Annotated in this window: 12 protein-coding genes and 1 tRNA gene; 9 read left to right on the top strand and 4 right to left on the bottom strand. The window is 70.9% G+C overall.

Annotated features, from left to right (window positions below):
• Positions 1-38 precede the first annotated feature (38 nt).
• The 9 genes from ACZ6MZ_RS03445 (at position 39) to ACZ6MZ_RS03485 (ending at position 14,583) form a co-directional block, all read left to right on the top strand.
• Complete coding sequence (locus ACZ6MZ_RS03445) at positions 39-1,544, top strand: DUF7059 domain-containing protein (RefSeq protein WP_469349533.1); 1,506 nt, start codon at positions 39-41, stop codon at positions 1,542-1,544.
• A gap of 184 nt (positions 1,545-1,728) precedes the next feature.
• Positions 1,729-1,926, top strand: a complete 198-nt coding sequence (locus ACZ6MZ_RS03450; protein ID WP_389678306.1) for a hypothetical protein — start codon at positions 1,729-1,731, stop codon at positions 1,924-1,926.
• Between the two features lie 371 nt (positions 1,927-2,297).
• Positions 2,298-5,132 (top strand): type I DNA topoisomerase, encoded by a 2,835-nt coding sequence (topA, locus tag ACZ6MZ_RS03455; protein WP_389783066.1) that lies wholly within the window; start codon positions 2,298-2,300, stop codon positions 5,130-5,132.
• Positions 5,133-5,370: 238 nt separating this feature from the next.
• On the top strand, positions 5,371-8,712 hold the full coding sequence (tmk, locus tag ACZ6MZ_RS03460) for a dTMP kinase (protein ID WP_469349535.1): 3,342 nt from the start codon (positions 5,371-5,373) through the stop codon (positions 8,710-8,712).
• A gap of 124 nt (positions 8,713-8,836) precedes the next feature.
• Complete coding sequence (locus ACZ6MZ_RS03465; protein WP_469349536.1) at positions 8,837-10,042, top strand: DNA polymerase III subunit delta'; 1,206 nt, start codon at positions 8,837-8,839, stop codon at positions 10,040-10,042.
• Positions 10,043-10,110: 68 nt separating this feature from the next.
• Positions 10,111-11,646 carry an alpha/beta hydrolase gene (locus ACZ6MZ_RS03470; RefSeq protein ID WP_469349538.1) on the top strand — a complete coding sequence of 512 codons (1,536 nt, stop codon included), beginning with the start codon at positions 10,111-10,113 and terminating at the stop codon, positions 11,644-11,646.
• 97 nt (positions 11,647-11,743) lie between these two features.
• Positions 11,744-11,817 (top strand) — tRNA-Thr (locus ACZ6MZ_RS03475).
• A gap of 289 nt (positions 11,818-12,106) precedes the next feature.
• Positions 12,107-12,529 (top strand): hypothetical protein, encoded by a 423-nt coding sequence (locus ACZ6MZ_RS03480; protein WP_469349540.1) that lies wholly within the window; start codon positions 12,107-12,109, stop codon positions 12,527-12,529.
• Positions 12,526-14,583 carry a CHAT domain-containing protein gene (locus ACZ6MZ_RS03485; RefSeq protein WP_469349542.1) on the top strand — a complete coding sequence of 686 codons (2,058 nt, stop codon included), beginning with the start codon at positions 12,526-12,528 and terminating at the stop codon, positions 14,581-14,583. Before ACZ6MZ_RS03480 ends, ACZ6MZ_RS03485 begins: the two co-directional genes overlap by 4 nt.
• Here the strand turns inward: ACZ6MZ_RS03485 and ACZ6MZ_RS03490 are convergent.
• The 4 genes from ACZ6MZ_RS03490 to ACZ6MZ_RS03505 are packed head-to-tail and all read right to left on the bottom strand — an operon-like array spanning position 14,558 to position 18,666.
• Positions 14,558-15,031 carry a hypothetical protein gene (locus tag ACZ6MZ_RS03490; RefSeq protein ID WP_469349543.1) on the bottom strand — a complete coding sequence of 158 codons (474 nt, stop codon included), beginning with the start codon at positions 15,029-15,031 and terminating at the stop codon, positions 14,558-14,560. The two genes, ACZ6MZ_RS03485 and ACZ6MZ_RS03490, sit on opposite strands and share 26 nt — an antisense overlap.
• Positions 15,028-17,658, bottom strand: coding sequence for an Hsp70 family protein (locus ACZ6MZ_RS03495; protein ID WP_469349545.1), 2,631 nt, complete (start codon positions 17,656-17,658; stop codon positions 15,028-15,030). The genes ACZ6MZ_RS03490 and ACZ6MZ_RS03495 overlap by 4 nt, the downstream gene beginning before the upstream one ends.
• Positions 17,655-18,239, bottom strand: a complete 585-nt coding sequence (locus tag ACZ6MZ_RS03500) for a hypothetical protein (RefSeq protein WP_469349547.1) — start codon at positions 18,237-18,239, stop codon at positions 17,655-17,657. Before ACZ6MZ_RS03500 ends, ACZ6MZ_RS03495 begins: the two co-directional genes overlap by 4 nt.
• A complete protein-coding gene (locus ACZ6MZ_RS03505; RefSeq protein WP_469349548.1) occupies positions 18,223-18,666 on the bottom strand; it encodes a hypothetical protein in 444 nt (147 codons plus the stop codon). Before ACZ6MZ_RS03505 ends, ACZ6MZ_RS03500 begins: the two co-directional genes overlap by 17 nt.
• Position 18,667: the final 1 nt, after the last annotated feature.

An 18,667-nucleotide genomic window follows, 5' to 3' on the forward strand; every position in this document is an offset into this window, starting at 1 on the left:
CGCAGGCCGTTGTCAGTGGGAGCCCCCACAATGGGCAGGTGAGTACGACCAGCCTTCCCGCGCCCGACCACTCGCCCCGACTCCGTGCGGCCCTGCTCGCCGCGGACTTCACCGCCGACGGCCTACTCGACCTGCTCGGCGCACCCGCCTACGCCGCGCTGGCCCGCAGCGAGACCGTGCCCGCCCTGCGCGCCACCCGCGGCGACACCCCGCTCGAAACGCTCGTGCGGCTCTTCCTGCTCCAGCGGCCGGTCCCGCACGAGCGGGCGGGAGCCGCCCTGCCGCTGGACGAGGCGCTGGCCGACGGCTGGGTCGAGCGGGACGGCGAGGAGGTCCGCGCGACGGTGGATGTACGGCCGTTCGGGGGCCCCGAGGGGCAGGACTGGTTCATCGTCTCCGACCTGGGCTGCGCCGTCGGCGGTGCCGGAGGCGCGAGCGGCCATGACGAGGGGGTGGTGCTCGGCATCGGCGGGGCCTCGATGACCCTGGCCGGGATCACCGTACGTACGCCCGTCGGGACGGCGCTCGATCTCGGCACCGGTTCCGGCATCCAGGCGCTGCACGCCGCCGAGAACGCCACGCGGGTCACCGCCACCGATCTGAATCCGCGGGCGCTCGACTTCACCCGGCTGACCCTGGCCCTCTCCGATGTGCCCGCGGCCGAGCTGCACGAGGGCTCGCTCTTCGAGCCGGTGGGGGACGAGACGTACGACCTGATCGTCTCCAACCCGCCGTTCGTCATCTCGCCCACTGCCCGGCTCACCTACCGGGACGGCGGGATGGGCGGCGACGATCTGTGCCGCACGCTCGTCCAGCAGGCGGGGCAGCGGCTCAACGAGGGCGGGTTCGCGCATTTCCTCGCCAACTGGCAGCACGTGGAGGGGGAGGAGTGGCAGGAGCGGCTGCGTTCGTGGGTGCCGCAGGGGTGCGACGCCTGGATCGTGCAGCGTGAGGTCCAGGACGTGACGCAGTACGCCGAGCTGTGGCTGCGGGACAGCGGTGACCACCGGACCGACCCGGAGACGTACGCCGCGCGGTACGAAGCATGGCTGGACGAGTTCGAGGCCCGTAAGACCAAGGCGGTCGGCTTTGGCTGGATCACGCTCAGGAAGTCGGCCGCCGGACAGCCGTCGATCGTCGTGGAGGAGTGGCCGCATCCGGTGGAACAGCCGCTCGGCGAGACCGTACGGGCCCACTTCGACCGGCAGGACTATCTGCGCACGCACGACGACGCGGCGCTCCTCGCCGACCATTTCGTCCTGGCTTCGGAGGTCGTCCAGGAGCAGGTCGGACTGCCGGGCGCGGAGGACCCGGAGCATGTGGTGCTCCGTCAGAACCGCGGCATGCGGCGGGCCACGAAGGTCGACACGGTCGGCGCGGGGTTCGCGGGGGTCTGCGACGGCACACTGAGCGCCGGGCGGATCCTGGACGCGATCGGCCAACTGATGGGGGAGGACCCGGTGCTGCTCCGCGACCGCACGCCGCAGGCGATCCGGTTGCTGGTGGAGGAGGGTTTCCTGGAACCGGTGCCCGCCGCGCGGTGACAGCGGGCAGCGGAGCGGTCGGCGGGACAACGCTCCGGTCCGGTGTGCGGGTGTAGGTGCGCGGGTGAACCCGTGCGCGGCGTTCACCCGGAATTCGCGCTGGTGACGCCCCGAGGTGCCAGCCTCGGCCTCCTCAATTCTCGGCGCCCCGGAACGGGTGCCACGGAATGGACGAGGTACGGGCATGGAGAGCGGACCAGCGATCTTCGCGGGAACGGCGTTCGCGCTGTTCGGTGCCGGGCTGCTGCTGTGGACGGGAGCGCGTGTCCTGCACCGCGCCCCGGTGGCCCACGGAGTGCGGCCCGCGGCGTCCATCACGCTCGCGACACTCTCGGGCGTGGTCTTTCTCGCTCTCGGCGTCTGGTGCTTCGGTCGTATCTGATTCGCGCTTCCCGAGGCCGGACCGGAACCCCGGGCCATGATCGACCGGGCCTCCGAACGGCGCCCCACACCCGCCGGACCTGCGGCGGACGCGTCGAGGGGCCCCGCCGCCCGGCCATCTCCGCGCCCCTGGCGGAATCACCGCGGGCCCGGTCCGACGCGGCGGGCACAGGGGTCCGGGCGGCAGGAATGCCTGGAGTCGGGTTACCGTTCGAGTGGCCGTTGCGGGCTTTTGCCGTTTGACACGGGGGCGGGTTGTACCGTCACACTCCGCAGCGAAGCAGCGTCATCGCTGGGCCGTACCGCGCCCCGCCGTGCCGTGCCGTACTGCCGTACGGGCCCACCGAGTGTCGACCGGAGAGAAGAGCGAAGTTGTCCCCGACCAGCGAGACCGCACACGGCGGCCGCCGACTCGTCATCGTCGAGTCGCCCGCCAAGGCGAAGACGATCAAGGGCTATCTCGGCCCTGGTTACGTCGTCGAGGCAAGCGTCGGGCACATCCGCGACCTCCCGAACGGCGCCGCCGAGGTGCCCGAGAAGTACACCGGCGAGGTCCGTCGCCTGGGTGTGGACGTCGAACACGACTTCCAGCCGATCTATGTCGTCAACGCCGATAAGAAGGCCCAGGTCAGAAAGCTCAAGGAGCTGCTGGCCGAATCCGACGAGCTCTACCTCGCCACCGATGAGGACCGCGAGGGCGAAGCCATCGCGTGGCATCTGCAGGAAGTCCTCAAGCCCAAGGTCCCGGTCCACCGGATGGTCTTCCACGAGATCACCAAGGACGCGATCCGGGCCGCCGTCGCCAACCCGCGCGAGCTCAACACGCGCATGGTCGACGCCCAGGAAACCCGCCGTATCCTCGACCGCCTGTACGGCTACGAGGTCTCGCCGGTCCTGTGGAAGAAGGTCATGCGTGGCCTCTCCGCCGGCCGCGTCCAGTCCGTCGCCACCCGTCTCGTCGTCGAGCGGGAGCGCGAGCGCATCGCCTTCCGCTCCGCCGAGTACTGGGACCTGACCGGCACGTTCTCCACCGGCCGCGCCGGTGACGCCTCCGACCCGTCCTCGCTGGTCGCCCGGCTGAACTCGGTCGACGGCCGCCGTGTCGCCCAGGGCCGCGACTTCGGCTCCGACGGCCGGCTCAAGTCCGACCAGGTCCTGCACCTGGACGAAGCCGCCGCACGGGCCCTCGCCGCCGCTCTGGAGAACGCTTCCTTCTCCGTACGCTCGGTCGAGTCCAAGCCGTACCGCCGCTCCCCGTACGCCCCCTTCCGTACGACGACCCTCCAGCAGGAGGCCGCGCGCAAGCTGGGCTTCGGCGCGAAGTCCACGATGCAGGTCGCGCAGAAGCTGTACGAGAACGGCTTCATCACCTATATGCGTACGGACTCGACCACCCTCTCGGACACCGCGGTCTCGGCGGCCCGGGCGCAGGTCACGCAGTTGTACGGCGCGAGCTATCTGCCGGACAAGCCGCGCACGTACGCCGGCAAGGTCAAGAACGCGCAGGAGGCGCACGAGGCGATCCGTCCCTCGGGCGACCGTTTCCGCACTCCGGCGGAGACCGGTCTGACCGGCGACCAGTTCAGGCTCTACGAGCTGATCTGGAAGCGGACCGTCGCCTCCCAGATGAAGGACGCGGTCGGCAACAGCGTCACCGTCAAGATCGGCGGCCGCTCCGCCGACGGGCGGGACGCGGAATTCTCCGCCTCCGGCAAGACGATCACCTTCCACGGCTTCATGAAGGCGTACGTCGAAGGCGCGGACGATCCGAACGCGGAGCTGGACGACCGCGAGCGCCGGCTGCCGCAGGTCGCCGAGGGCGACGCGCTCTCCGCCGAGGAGCTCTCGGTCGACGGCCACGCCACCAAGCCGCCCGCCCGCTACACCGAAGCCTCGCTGGTCAAGGAGCTGGAAGAGCGCGAGATCGGCCGTCCGTCGACGTACGCCTCGATCATCGGCACCATCCTCGACCGCGGCTATGTCTTCAAGAAGGGCACGGCGCTCGTCCCGTCCTTCCTCTCCTTCGCCGTGGTCAATCTGCTGGAGACGCACTTCGGCCGGCTGGTCGACTACGACTTCACGGCCAGGATGGAGGACGACCTCGACCGCATCGCGCGGGGCGAGGCCAAGGCCGTGCCGTGGCTGAGGCGTTTCTACTTCGGCGAGGGCGACGACAACGCGGGCGCCGCGTCGGGCGCGGGGAACGGCGACGGCGACCACCTCGGGGGCCTCAAGGAACTGGTCACGGACCTCGGCGCGATCGACGCGCGCGAGATCTCCTCGTTCCCCGTCGGGGACGGCATCATGCTGCGCGTCGGCCGGTACGGGCCGTACGTCGAGCGCGGTGAGAAGGACGAAGAGGGCCACCAGCGCGCCGATGTGCCGGAGGACCTGGCGCCCGACGAGCTGACCGTCGAGTACGCGGAGGAGCTGCTGGCCAAGCCGAGCGGCGACTTCGAGCTCGGCGCGGATCCGGAGAGCGGCAACCAGATCGTGGCGAAGGACGGCCGCTACGGACCGTACGTCACCGAGATCCTCCCGGACGGCACCCCGAAGACCGGCAAGAACGCGGTCAAGCCGCGTACCGCCTCCCTCTTCAAGTCCATGTCCCTGGACACGGTCACCCTCGCGGACGCGCTCAAGCTGATGTCGCTGCCGCGTGTGGTCGGCGCGGACGCCGAAGGCGTGGAGATCACCGCGCAGAACGGCCGGTACGGCCCGTATCTGAAGAAGGGCACGGACTCGCGGTCGCTGGAGACCGAGGACCAGCTCTTCAACATCACGCTGGACGAGGCGCTGGCGATCTACGCCCAGCCCAAGCAGCGTGGCCGGGCCGCGGCCAAGCCGCCGCTGAAGGAACTGGGCACGGACCCGGTGAGCGAGCGCCCGGTCGTGGTGAAGGACGGCCGTTTCGGTCCGTATGTCACGGACGGCGAGACGAACGCGACACTGCGGACGGACGACAGCGTCGAGGAGATCACGCCGGAGCGGGGTTACGAACTGCTCGCGGAGAAGCGCGCCAAGGCCCCCGCCAAGAAGACGGCGAAGAAGGCCCCGGCGAAGAAGGCGACGACGGCGAAGAAGGCCGTCGCGAAGAAGACGACGGCCAAGAAGACGACGACGGCGAAGAAGACGGCGGCCAAGTCGACGACGGCCAAGAAGGCGACCGCGAAGAAGTCGGCGGCGTCCGCGCAGTCGGACGAGTAGAAGTCGGACGAGTAGACGAGTAGGGGCGGGGAACGCGCCCCCGTGGAAGGCACCGCCGAACGCGGTGCTGACCAGCCCGACCTTCCTCAGGGAGTGTGGGTGCGGTGGTCCTGACGTGGTGCTGGACCGACGCGTCCATCATTCCGTTCGAACCCCGCCCCATCCGCCGCAGGCGTCATGCGCCCGTATGTTCGGACGGGGCCTCCAGGGAGCCAACAGCTCCGGATAGGCTGGGCGAATGACGCGAGCCGAGCAGCCAACGGTCGTGAGCGCCACCTCCGACTCCGACGCACTTGCCGCAGACTCACGAGAGCGCGCCGTACGATCTCTGTTGCGCCTCCCTCCGCTGCGGCGGTTGTGGGGAGCCCAGCTCGTCGGTGGCATCGGCGATGTACTCGCCGTTCTCGTGCTTCTGCTCCTTTCGTTGCAGGCTGCGATTGCCGAGGGCTCATTCGGTGCTGGATACCGGGGAGTGGCGTTCGCCGTCGCCGCGGTGTTCGGCGCCCGGATTCTTGCCGGGCTGCTGTTCGGAGCCGTACTTCTCGGCCCGCTGTCGGCGCTGATCGCGCCCAGCGCCGGGAGTAGCAGGCGTGCAGGCACCGGGGCCGGGGAAACGACGGGCGACGCCGATGCCGCGGGCGCCACGACGGCCAACGCGTCCACGGCATCCAAGAAGGCCAAGGCGTCCAAGAAGCCGGCCAAGGACGGCGGTCCCCTGGACCGCCGCTGGACGATGATCGTCGCGGACGTACTCCGCCTCGCGCTCCTCATCGTCGCGCCGCTGTGGCTCGACTGGACCCCCGACCGCGCCCTCCCGATCCTCCTCAGCACGGTCTTCGTCGTCGGCGTCGCCGAGCGCTTCTGGACGGTCGCCAGGGAGAGCGCCGCTCCGGCCCTGCTCCCGCCCCCGCCGCTGGAAGGCGCGGCGGTACGCCCGCTGCCCGACCACCTGGACGCGCTGCGCCGCCTCTCGCTCCGTACGGCCTTCGTCGCCGTACCCGCCGCGGCCGCGGTCCTGCTTGTGGCCACCCTGATCGGAAACCTGCTCGGTACGGCCATCCCGTGGTTCTCGCTGCACCAGGCCGCCCTCGGCTCGTACGTCGCGGCCGGGCTGTTCGCCGCGTCCGTATCCACCCTGTACTTCCTCGAACTGCCCGACGGTCACACGCCCCGCCCGCGTTCACCGCTCGCGGGCCTGCGCCGGCCGTCCGCCGACCGCGGCGGCAGCGGTGGCCGCGACAAGGGCCGTACGGGCGCGGTGCCGCTGCTCGTCCTCGCCTGCGCCGCCATCGCCGCGGCGATCACGTCCGCCGTGGCCGTCTCCGTACTCCAGGCCAAGGACCTCGGCGGCGGCCCCGTCGCCTTCGCCCTGCTCGTCCTCGCCCTGACCGGGGGCACGGGACTCGGCATCCGCCGCGCCGCGAAGGTGCTGCCCGCCCTGTCCCGCCGACGCCTGCTCGCGCTGGCCATCGCGGTCACCGGCATCGCGCTGCTCGCCATGGGCCTCGTACCGGACACGGCGACCGTACTGTTCCTCGCGCTGTTCGCCGGCTTCACGGCCGGGGTCGCGGCGAGTACCGGACACTCTCTTATCGACCTGGAGACCGAGGAGTACCGTCGTGACCGAGTCACGGAACACCTCCACGCGGTTGTCACGGTCTTTGTCGCCCTCGGTGCCGTCGTCGCCCCCCTCGTCGCCGCGGCCATCGGCCCGCACCGCCTCGCCAACGGCGACTTCGTCTTCGCGCACGACGGCGCGGCCTTCACGCTGATGCTGGTCGGCGCGCTGTTGCTGCCGGTCGCGGCGGTCGTTCTCGCCAAGACGGACGACCGTTCCGGCGTACCGCTGCGCCGCGACCTGCGCGACGCCCTGCGTGGCGGAGCCGACCCGGCGCAGGCCCCGGCCGGCACCGGCTTCTTCCTCGCGATAGAAGGCGGCGACGGCGCCGGCAAGTCCACCCAGGTCGAGGCCCTGGCGGACTGGATTCGTGCCAAGGGCCACGAAGTCGTTGTGACCCGCGAGCCGGGCGCCACCCCGGTCGGCAAGCGGCTCCGTTCGATCCTGCTGGATGTGTCGAGTGCGGGTCTGTCGAACCGCGCCGAGGCCCTGCTGTACGCCGCGGACCGCGCCGAGCACGTCGACTCGGTGGTCCGTCCGGCGCTGGAGCGCGGTGCGATCGTCATCTCCGACCGCTACATCGACTCGTCCGTGGCCTACCAGGGTGCGGGCCGTGATCTCTCGCCGACCGAGATCGCCCGTATCTCGCGCTGGGCGACGGACGGTCTCGTACCGCACCTCACCGTGCTGCTGGACGTCTCCCCGGAGACGGCGCGCGAGCGCTTCACCGAGGCTCCGGACCGGCTGGAGTCCGAGCCCGCGGAATTCCATCAGCGGGTACGGTCCGGCTTCCTCACCCTCGCCGCCGGCGACCCCGCCCGCTACCTCGTCGTGGACGCCGGCCAGGAGCCGGAGGCGGTCACCACGGTCGTACGGCACCGGCTCGACCAGCTGCTGCCGCTCTCCGAAAACGAAGTGAGGGCCCAGGAAGAGGCGCGGAAGGCCGCCATCGAGGAAGCGCGCCGCAAGGCTGAGGAAGAGGCCGCGCGCAAGGCGGAGGAGGAGCGGCTGGAGCGCGAGCGTGAGGCGCAGCTCGCCAAGCTCCGCGCCGAGGAGGAGGACCGCAAGCGCCGCGAGCTGGAGGAGGCGCAGCAGCGCGAGGCCGACCGGCAGGCGGAGGAGGCCAGGCAGCGGGCCGAGGAAGCGCGCCGGCTGGCCGAGGAGGAGCGCAGGCGGCGCGAGGCCGAGGACCAGGCGCACGAGGCGGAGCAGGCACGCCTCAGGCGGCAGGCCCAGGAAGAGGCCAGGCTCCGCGCCGAGGCGGAGGAGCGGCGGCGCGAGAAGCAGCGCAAGGCGGAGGCGGCGCTGGTCCGCGCCGAGGAGGCGCGTCGTCTCGCGGAGGAGTCGGCGGGCGCTTCCGCTGCTCCGGCGTTCTCGCCGAACGAGATCACGGTCGCCACGCCGGTCCAGCAGCCGACGGCTGTTCCGGACGACGTGACGCAGGAGGTTCCCGCGGTACGGCCCGACGAGCGGCGGCGGAGCGAGGAATCCGATGCGGACAGGACGGCGGTCATTCCGCAGGTGCCCGACCGAGCGACCGACGAGACGACGGTGCTTCGGCCGGTACGGGACGAGGACCGGGACGACGACCGTTCCGGCGGCGGTTCCGGCGCCGGTTCCGGTGGCGGGAATCCCAAGGACGCACGCGCGGCCGACGAGACCGCCGTACTCCCGCCCGTACGGAACGCCGATCCGGCCGACCGTGTGCCTCCGGGTTTCTTCCGCGAGGACGCCCAGGCTCCGCAGGCGCCGCCCGCGGGTGGCGGCAACGACCGCACCCGGGAGATGCCGCAGGTCAACCCCGAGCGTGAGCCGGAGCGTGAACAGGAGCGCCCGCGCCGTCGCTCGGACTGGGCCGAGGAGACTCCGCTCGACGACCTCCCGAGCCTGGCGGACGAACTGCTGGGACCGCACGACGACGGCGACGACAACGGCAACGGCAACGCGAGGCGCCGTCGCTAGATCCGTCCGGTGTTGGCGTGTGTGCGCCGGTGGGGCCGGACTGTCAGACCCCGGCCCCACAATGGGATCCACGGGCGGGATCCGCACACAGGGGATCAACTGAGCACGGAGGCGGTGACGGCGCATGACCGTATGGGACGACCTGGTCGGACAGGATCGTATTCAGCTGACGCTCTCCGCCGCCGCCCGTGACGCCGACGCGCTCGTGACGGCCACGTCGTCGGGCACCGCCCCGCCCGAGGCGTCGAGGATGACGCACGCCTGGCTGTTCACCGGCCCGCCGGGCTCCGGCCGTTCCACCGCGGCCCGCGCTTTCGCCGCCGCCCTGCAGTGCACCAGCCCGGACCGCGCGCTCGGCGGCGAGCCGGGCTGCGGGTTCTGCGACGGCTGCCACACGAGCCTGATCGGTACGCATGCCGACGTCGACGTGATCCGCACGGATCTGCTCTCCATCGGCGTCAAGGAGACCCGTGAGCTGGTCCGCCGCGCCCAGCTCTCGCCGGCCGTCGGCCGGTGGCAGGTCATCGTGCTGGAGGATGCCGACCGCCTCACCGAGGGCGCCGGGAATGTCCTGCTGAAGGCGGTGGAGGAGCCCGCGCCCCGTACGGTCTGGCTGCTCTGTGCGCCCTCTCTGGAGGACGTCCTGCCCACGATCCGCTCCCGATGCCGCCATCTCGTCCTGAGCACTCCGTCCATGGAGGCCGTGGCCGACGTCCTGATTCGGCGTGACGGCATCGAGCCCGACGCGGCCCACGCCGCCGCCCGTGCCACCCAGGGACACATCGGCCGGGCCCGCCGCCTCGCCACCGACGAACGGGCCCGGGCCCGCCGTGCCACCGTTCTCAAGATGCCGCTGCGGGTGGACGACATCGGCGGCTGTCTCAAGGCGGCGCAGGAGCTGATCGACGCCGCGACGGAAGACGCCAAGCAGGTCGCCGAGGACGTCGACGTCAAGGAGACCGAGGACATGAAGGCCGCCCTCGGCGCGTCGGCCGGCGGCCGGATGCCGCGTGGCACAGCGGGTGTGATGAAGGAGCTGGCCGACCGTCAGAAGCGCCGCTCCACCCGTACGCAGCGGGACAGCCTCGATCTTGCCCTGACCGATCTGACCGGCTTCTACCGCGACGTACTTGCCCTCCAGCTGGGCTCGCGGGTCGCGCTCGCCAATGGGGACGTACGGGACGCGCTCGACCGGATCGCCCGTGCCTCGACGCCGGAGCGGACGCTGCGCCGGATAGAGGCGATCGTCGCCTGCCGCCAGGCGCTGGACCGCAATGTGGCGCCGCTGCTGGCGGTGGAGTCGATGGCGGTGTCGCTGCGGGCGGGCTGATCCGGCGCTGACTCACCCATACGAGTACGGACAGGCGGCACACGCAATCCGGCGGCTACGCTCCCTGAATGGACACCAGGCGCCTGTTCCGTATCTCCGCCACCGCGTTCGTGGCGGCCGGTCTGATGATCTCCGGCTGCAGCTCAGGCGGTTCGTCGTCCGACGCGTCGGCTTCGGACTCGGTGTCCGCGGATCCGGCCGCCCTGAAGAAGTATTACGGCCAAAAGCTCAGATGGCGCGCGTGCGGAGGCCCTGACTTCCAGTGCGCCACGATGAAGGCCCCGCTCGACTACGCGAAGCCTGACGGGACGGAGATCGAACTGGCCGTCGCCCGCAAGAAGGCCACCGGCCCCGGCAAGCGCCTCGGCTCCCTCCTGGTCAACCCGGGCGGCCCCGGCGGCTCGGCCATCGGCTACCTCCAGGGGTACGCGGCCATCGGTTACCCGGCCCCGGTCCGTGCCCAGTACGACATGGCGGCCATCGACCCGCGCGGTGTGGCCCGCAGCGAGCCCGTCGAGTGCCTCAGCGGCAAGGACATGGACGCCTACACCCAGGTCGACCAGACACCCGACGACCAAGCCGAGACCTCGCGGCTGGCGGCGTCCTTCAAGAAGTTCGCCCAGGGCTGCCAGAAGCGGTCCGGCGCGATCCTCCCGCATGTCTCCACGGTCGACACGGCCCGCGACATGGACATCTTCCGCGCCGTGCTGGGCGACAAGAAGCTGTCGTACGTCGGTGCGTCGTACGGCACCTTCCTCGGCGCCACATACGCCGAGCTGTTCCCCAAGCGCACCGGCCGCCTCGTCCTCGACGGCGCGATGGACCCCTCCCTCCCGGCGCGCGAGCTGAACCGCGACCAGACCGCCGGCTTCGAGACCGCCTTCCAGTCCTTCGCCGCGGACTGCGTCAAGCGCGCCGACTGCCCCCTCGGCACGAAATCCACGGCCGACATCTCCACCCGTATGAAGGCCTTCTTCACGGACCTGGACGCCCAGCCCGTCCCGACCGGCGAGACCCGCCCACTGGGCGAGTCCCTCGCCACGACCGGTGTGATCGCCGCGATGTACGACGAGTCCGCCTGGTCCCAGCTCCGCGAGGCCCTCGCCAGCGCGATGGACGGCGACGGCGCCGGCCTTCTCGCCCTCGCCGACTCGTACTACGAGCGCGAGAGCGACGGCTCGTACGCGAACCTGATGTTCGCCAACTCCGCAGTGAACTGCCTGGACCTCCCGCCCGCCTTCACCACCACCTCCGACGTCACCGCCGCGCTCCCCTCCTTCGAGCAGGCATCCCCGGTCTTCGGCAAGGGCCTCGCCTGGGCCTCCCTGAACTGCGCCTACTGGCCCACCAAGGCCACCGGCTCCCCCCACCGCATCGAAGCGAAGGGCGCGGCCCCGATCGTCGTGGTCGGCACCACTCGCGACCCGGCAACCCCTTACAAATGGGCCCGGTCCCTGGCCGGCCAGCTCTCCACCGGCACGCTCCTCACCTACAACGGCGACGGCCACACGGCCTACGGCCGCGGCAGCGACTGCATCGACACGGCGATCAACACCTACCTCCTCGGCGGCACACCCCCCACCGACGGCAAGAAGTGCTCCTGACCTGCGAGAAACCCCCCACGCCGGGCGTGTACGGAGCACCCCCGGAAACTGTGTAGACTTGGCCGCGCCGCTGATCGCACCATGGTGCACACAGCGCGCCGCCTTAGCTCAGTTGGCCAGAGCAACGCACTCGTAATGCGTAGGTCTCGGGTTCGAATCCCGAAGGCGGCTCAGAGAAACCCCAGGACTCACTCGCCGTGACCTGGGGTTTCTTCTTTTTGTTGGCCTTGGGATTCGGGCTGAACGGACACCAGGGCTTTATGTGTCGCAATGCGTAGGTTGAGGTTGACTGGGTGTTGTCGGAGTGCACTACGCGGCTGTGACCTGCTCTTTTGTAGCGGACGTACGAGTCGGTGGTCGGGGGGCGGGCTTGCTCTTTCGGCTGGGGCGCATGTGGGCGAAGAACTCCCGTACAGGGACGGTGCGTCATAGGGTTGTGGGCAGAAGATGGAGGTCGTGCGTGGTGGAGCGGAAGCCCGACGGGGGGTTCGCGTGCGAACTGGTCCTCAACGGGGATGTACGAGCGGATGCGCCTGCCGCTCTGGGCCGGAAGCTGTTCGAGGACGGGGCCGCGCGGGTTGTGCCGGTCTATGCCGCACGGCCCGCGCCCGGACGGCGCTCGGGCGGTGTGGTCGAGGTGGCCACCCTCATGGTGAGCTCGGCCGGAACCCTGGTCCTGATCATCGACACGATCCGGGGCTGGCTGACCGGGGAACGTAACGCCCCGTCAGGAAGTGGGACGGGCGCGGCAGACGGGACCGGTGGCGTCACTTCGATCACGGTGATCATGGGGGACGACCAGGTGGAGATCATCCAGCCCTCCACCGCCGCCGAGGAACGGCTCGTCGAGGCGTTCGTCCGGCGGCACAGTCCGCCGTCATGAGCGAGGCGGCCACGCTGAATGTCCGGGTCACCGCACAAGGCATGACCGTTCGCTATGAATACGATCTGCGGATCGGCAGCACCGTCGGCGACAGTCCTCCGCTCGAAATGGAGTACACGGTCGAGGTCGACCCGGGACTGGTGAAGGGCTGCCGCACCCGGATCGACGAGGCCCTGACGAAGGCGGCCGCCGGGGAATCGGGCCCGGAACCCGGCCTGGTCAAGGAGCTGGCCAAGTGGGGCAAGCTGCTCTACGAGCAGCTGTTCCCGCGTGTACAGGGCAATGTGGCCGAGCTGGTGACCCGGCTGCGCGCGTCGGCCGGCCCCATCCTGGTGCGTACGAACGAGCAGGAGGTCCCGTGGGAACTGCTGCACGACGGTGGGGACTTCCTCGGCCTCAAGCATGACCTCGGGCGCCGGTTGATGGGCAAGCGCCCCGTCGTCGGTGGGCGCAGCATCAGCCGGGTCGGCCGCGCGCTGATCGTGGGCGACACCCTCGGTGACCTTGCCTCCGCACGCGAGGAGGTGGCCAAGGTCGCGGCGTGGCTGCGCGGCCGTGGCATCGAGTGCACGGTGCTGCTGGGGCAGGAGGCCACCCTGCTCGATGTCGTCACGGAACTGGCCTCGGAGGAGACGCCGTACGATCTCTTCCACTTCTGCGGTCATGTGGCGACCGGCTCCGGCACGACCGGGCTGATGATGCACGGCCGTCAACTGCTCGGCGAGGTCGTCCTGCAGGCCCTCTCGTCGCGTGGCGCGCCGCCGGTGGCCTTCATCAACGGCTGTGCCTCCGCCGGTGGGGGCGAAGTGGCCAACATGTGCATGTCCTTCATGGTGCTGGGCGCGAAGACCGTCGTCGGTACCCGCACCGATGTGGCCGATGAGGGCGCCTGGCAGTTCGCCGCCGAGTTCTACGGACGGCTGCTCGCGGGCGAGCCGGCCGGCGCCGCGGTCCGGGCGGCCCGCACCGCGCTCCGTGAACGGCCGGACGCCGCCTGGGCGTCCTTCATCCTGTACGGCGACCCGGCCGCGGGCATCACCAAGGACGCGACAACGGGGCACCCCCAGCCGCCTGAACCGCCCGACGACGACCTGACGATCGCTCTCGCCCCCGACGCTCAGAAGCTGATGCGGCGGGTGCGCGCATCCGCCGCCGACCGGGGCGGGGTCGCGTCGGTCGATCTGCTGCAAGGGCTGCTCGGCGAGGCGGACATCCGGCAGCGGATCGAGGAGAGCATCGGGGCGGACGCCATGGAAGCTCTCGACCAGGTGATTCACCAGGTCCTCAGCGGCAGCCCCGGCACGGACGGTGGCTCCGGTACGGACGGCGGCGGTTCCGGCACTGGTACGGCGCGCGCCAGCGTCCTGTCCGACACCGTCAACCGCGTGTTCGCGGACGCGGCCGCCCGCGCCGCCGCGGACGGCAGGAACACCATCACCACGGCCGACATCACTGCGGCCTTCGTCGCCGTGGGCGGCGGCGTCTCCGCCCGGCTGCTGGAACTGTGCGGGGTTCCGCTGGCCCGGCTGCTGCCGGACACCGGGACGGACGCCTCTGACCAGGACGCCTCGGACCAGGACATCACGGCCTCGGACACCGTGGCCCCGGACACCGCGGCGCTGAACGGCGACGAGCGGCTGTCGATGGACGACCTGAGCCGCAGCGCCGTAGGCATCGTGCGGCTCGCGAATCTGCTGGCCGAAACGCGCGGCGAGGTCATCGGCACCTACACGCTCCTGCTCGCCTTCGGCGCGATCGGCAGCGAAGTGCTGCGCCGCGGCATGTACGAGCAGGGGGCGGCCGGGGAGCGCGCCTTCCAGCGGCTCTCCGGGATGCTCACCCCCCGGCGCCGTGACCTGTCCCCCCGTGTCCATGACGTACTGGACCAGGCCCGTCTGCGCACCGCGGCCGGGCGCACCTCGTCCGGTCGCGTCGGCGAGACCGCGATCCTCCTCGCCCTGCTCGAGGACGAGGAGTCGTCGGGGCGCGAGCTGATGCGGAAGCTCGGGGTCGACCCCGAACTGCTCATCAGGGCCCTGGGCCGGGCTCGCTGACCTCACCGGGCTCGCTGACCTCGCTGACCTCGCCGGGCTCGCTGGTCCCACCCGGTTCGGCGAGCCCTGCCTGTTCCGCGAGCTCTGTGAGTTCCGCGAGCCCCCGGGCCGCCTTCGGGTCGCCCGGTCTGCGATCCAGCACCTCCGTCCACTGCCGGTGTGCCTCGTCGCGGTCACCGAGCCGGAAGCCGGCCAGGGCCAGCGCGTTGCGCGCCTCGGTGTCGCCCGGGCACCAGTGCACCACTGCGGCGAAGCAGTCCCGTGCGGTGGCGAGGCGGCCCTCGCGCGCAGCGGCAAGCCCCTGGTTGAACAGGTGCGCCGGGTAGGTGTGCAGCCGCGCATAGCCGGACAGGGGCGTCCGGCAGCCCGCGCAGACCTCCGTCCCGTACGCGTTCTCCTTGCGGCACAGGGCCACCGGGCAGCGGACGGGCATCGTCGCGGCCGTCATTTGACAGCCACGGGGATGCCGGGGCCGTCCGAGTCGTCGGGCGAACCCATCAGGATGTTCTTCAGCCGGATCAGACGCTGGCGTTCCTGCCCCGCCTCCTGCTGGACCCGGTGCGGGTCCTGGGCGATGAGGACCTGCAGGCCGGCGAGCCGCTGCCCGATGTCCTCCACCTCCTGGCGGTGTTCGGCCGTGGCGGTGCGGGATGCCTGGACCTGCGTACGTACCTGGCTCAGCATCTCCTGGGCGCTCTGCAGCCGGGATACGGCCATCTCGGTCTCGTCGACCGGCCCCTGGTCCTTCTGATGCTGCCGGTACGCCAGGGTCCTGAGGTGGTCGAAGATGTGCTGCAGCTGGGTGATGACCTCCGCGTACGAGCGCTGATCACCGGCGCTCAGGGTCCGTTCGCCCTGGTCCCGCTGGACTTCGATGGCCTGGGCGATCTCCCGTTCGTCGTGCGGGGCTTCGGCCTCGGCGCTGAACGTGGCCACGTACCGGTTGAGCTCCACGCAGTCCTTGACGAGCTTCTCGAAGTCCGCCCTGGGCGGCTGCAGATCCCCCGGCTGGTGCTGGCCGACGGAGTCGACGATCGCCTGCATCTGCTCGAACTCGTGGCTCGCGACTGCTTTCTCGCCCCGTTCGAGCGCCTCGGTGAAGGCCCCCTGCGCCATCTCCATCCTGGTCGTCTTCACGTTCCGCTCGCCCACCGGCAGGAACTCGACGCCCTGCTCGAAGCGGCGCATCAGCTCGGCCACCTGTGCCTCGCCCGGCAGTTCGGCCTCCGGCGGCACCTCGACGAGTGCCTCGAACGGATGGTCTCCGATGGAGCCGCGCACCGTGATGAGCGCGTGTACGTCCATCTCCACATCGAGGTCGATGACCGTGCCCCTGGGGGTGGAGGACGGCACCGGCACCTTGATGACCTGGATCTGGCGGGCCTGCTGGTACAGCCGGAACTCCACGGTGGCGGTGTCACCGGGGTGGCTGAAGTCGTAGCGCTCCTTGAACGGCAGCGGCCGCAGCGCGGGGATCAGCACGTCGCGCTGCGTCCGCCCCTCGCGGTTCACCTCCAGCAGGATCGGCTTGGCGTTGATGGACGCGCTGGTCGTACTGCGCCCCGGCCTGTCCGCGGCGGCACGGTCGTGGACGACCGTGCGTCCTACGGTCGCCAGCAACTCCCCGTCGGCGTCGAACACCTCGACGGTGAGCAGGCTCTGCGCGTCCGGCTGTACGGGAATGCGGGTGAACGCGAAGCTGCCGCCCGGCTTGAGCTGCGCCTCGTCCTCGTACTCCTCCGTACTGAGCCGCACCGAGCCGCCGGCGAGATCGAGGTCGGGGTCGAGCGCCTCGACCGTCCCGCCGACCACCGTACGGTCCGAGGCCGTGACCACGGTGCCGCGGAAGCCCACCCGGACCGTCCGCTCCTCGTTGAAGATGTCCAGGCCGCCCACCGCCGACGCACGCACGGCGGCGCCCAGCGCGACGACCGTGTCCACCTGCTCGTACACCGGTTCGGTGCACTTGGCGCGCGGCGAGCCGGGGTCGGGGGAGCCGAGGGCGGGCGAGCAGAACCGGCTCTTCACCATCTCCTGGACCAGCGGCAGGTGGGTGGACCCGCCGGCCAGGATGATCTGGTCCACATCGGCCAGGGTGACCCCGGCCTCCGCGGTCGCCTGTTCGAGCGCCTCGTCGCAGTACTGGAAGGTACGCTCCAGAATGGGCCGGGCGATCTTCTCCAGCTGCGCGCGTTCCATCACGGTGTCGATGACGACCCGCTGCCCGTCCTTGTCGGTCAGCCCTCCGGAGTCCCGGAGCATGAACTCCGTACGGTCCGACAGCCCCTTCTTCACCGACTCCGCGAGGGACTTCAGGCGCCGGAAGCGCAGCCGGTCCTCCGCGTCGTTCTCCAGGTCCAGGTCCATCGCCCAGTCGTCGTCCTGGATCAGCTGCTGGAGATTGCGGGCGAGCGCGGTGTCGATGTCGTCACCGCCGAGCATGGTGTTGCCGCTGATCCCGAGCACCTTGAAGTCGGCCGCCTTGCAGCGCACCACGCTCACGTCGAAGGTGCCGCCGCCGAGGTCGTAGACCAGGAAGGTGCCGTCCCGGGTGCCGGTCCGCCAGCAGTAGTAGCTCGCGGCGGCCGTCGGCTCGTGCAGCAGGTCCACCACTCGCAGGCCGGCGCTCTCCGCAGCCTTGCGGGTGGCGTCGATCTGCGGCTGGTCGAAGTACGCGGGTACGGTGACGACAGCGCGGTCGACCACCCAGCGCACGTCCGGGGTGTCGAACTCCGCCACGCTCTGCTCGATCTGCCGCTTCATCTCCCGCAGGATCTCGGCCGAGATCTCGACGGGGGTGCGCTCCTCGCCCGCCAGGGTCACCGTCCTGCGTGATCCCATGAGGCGTTTGACGGAGGTGATCGGCTCCGGCTCGCTGCCCACCCTCGCGAACGCCTTGCGCCCGACGACCAGTTCGCCGTTGCGCGGGTTGCGCCACACGCAGCTCGGCGTCGTGCGGGCGTTCATGCCGTCCTGGTGGATCACGATGTCGGTGTCCGTCGGGTTCATCACCGCCACCGCGCTGTTGGTGGTCCCCAGGTCGATCCCGACGGCCTTGCTCACGTACTGCGTCATGCGTTGTCCTCCGGTCCGGCGCTCGACGGGGCGCCCATGATCACTTGTCCCAGCCGTACGACCGTGCCGCCGTCGAGCACGATCGGCTCCACGGTCTCCGTGACCACCTCGGCGGTGAACTCGGGCCCGTAACGCCACCCGGTGATGTCGACGACGTCCGCGACCGATTCGTAGGGCTTGCCGGTGGGGTCCTGCGTGGTGATGTCCATCGCGTGCAGCGGTTCGAGGACCTGTTTTCTGGCCACCTGCAGACGGCGGCTCAGCGACTTGGCGCCCGCCGCCTCCAGCGGACCGGCCGCCTCCCGCAGCAGGCCGTCCAACCGCGCGACGTGGACGGCCAGTTCGGTGAGGACCTTGCGCGCGGCCGCCGTCTCCTTCTGCACTCTGTTGCTCTCGTCCTGGAGGTCGGACCAGTACCGCTGGAGCAGGGCGGCCATCTCACGGCCCGGGCTGACGGGGTCCGGCTGCTCCGGCCCGCCCAGCCCTTCCGGCACCGGGCGCTCCTCGAACTCGTCCCAGTCGGTCCCGGTCCCGGTCCCGGTCCCGGTCACGCTCGGGCGGAACTCAGCCGAAGAGGACATCACGCACCTCCAGCGGCGGCCGCTCCAGGCGCAGCGGCACCGGCGCGTTGTCCAGGGCGGGGCGGACGTCGACGGTGGGCGGCGTCAGCATCCCGTCCAGCAGCAGCCGGGCCACGGCGGCGAGGTCGAAGTCCGACGCCCGTGGCGCCTCCGGCCGCCCGGACGGCCCGTCGAACGTGTCGGGACGGCGTCCGTACTGCCTGGCGAAGTCCTCCCACCGCTCGCCGCGGTACTCCGCGCCCGGCGCCTCCAGCAGGACGTGCAACTCCCGCCTCTCCGGGCGGCCCATCAACTCGTCCTTGGCCCATTCGGCGAGCGCGCCCGCGTCCTGGGTTCCGATCACGGCGAGTTCCTGGAAGCGCTCGGCCACGTCCTCGTCGCTCGCCGACACGGGAAGCCCGAGGATATGGAAGGGATTTGGCTTCATC

Source organism: Streptomyces sp. NPDC042201 (assembly GCF_055582185.1).

Bases quoted from the DNA above. Each gene is read 5' to 3' on its own strand.
- ACZ6MZ_RS03495 (WP_469349545.1), bottom strand. From the start codon at position 17,658: ATGACGCAGTACGTGAGCAAGGCCGTCGGGATCGACCTGGGGACCACC.
- ACZ6MZ_RS03500 (WP_469349547.1), bottom strand. From the start codon at position 18,239: ATGTCCTCTTCGGCTGAGTTCCGCCCGAGCGTGACCGGGACCGGGACC.
- ACZ6MZ_RS03485 (WP_469349542.1), top strand. From the start codon at position 12,526: ATGAGCGAGGCGGCCACGCTGAATGTCCGGGTCACCGCACAAGGCATG.
- ACZ6MZ_RS03505 (WP_469349548.1), bottom strand. From the start codon at position 18,666: ATGAAGCCAAATCCCTTCCATATCCTCGGGCTTCCCGTGTCGGCGAGC.
- ACZ6MZ_RS03465 (WP_469349536.1), top strand. From the start codon at position 8,837: ATGACCGTATGGGACGACCTGGTCGGACAGGATCGTATTCAGCTGACG.
- ACZ6MZ_RS03490 (WP_469349543.1), bottom strand. From the start codon at position 15,031: ATGACGGCCGCGACGATGCCCGTCCGCTGCCCGGTGGCCCTGTGCCGC.
- ACZ6MZ_RS03450 (WP_389678306.1), top strand. From the start codon at position 1,729: ATGGAGAGCGGACCAGCGATCTTCGCGGGAACGGCGTTCGCGCTGTTC.
- tmk (WP_469349535.1), top strand. From the start codon at position 5,371: ATGACGCGAGCCGAGCAGCCAACGGTCGTGAGCGCCACCTCCGACTCC.
- ACZ6MZ_RS03470 (WP_469349538.1), top strand. From the start codon at position 10,111: ATGGACACCAGGCGCCTGTTCCGTATCTCCGCCACCGCGTTCGTGGCG.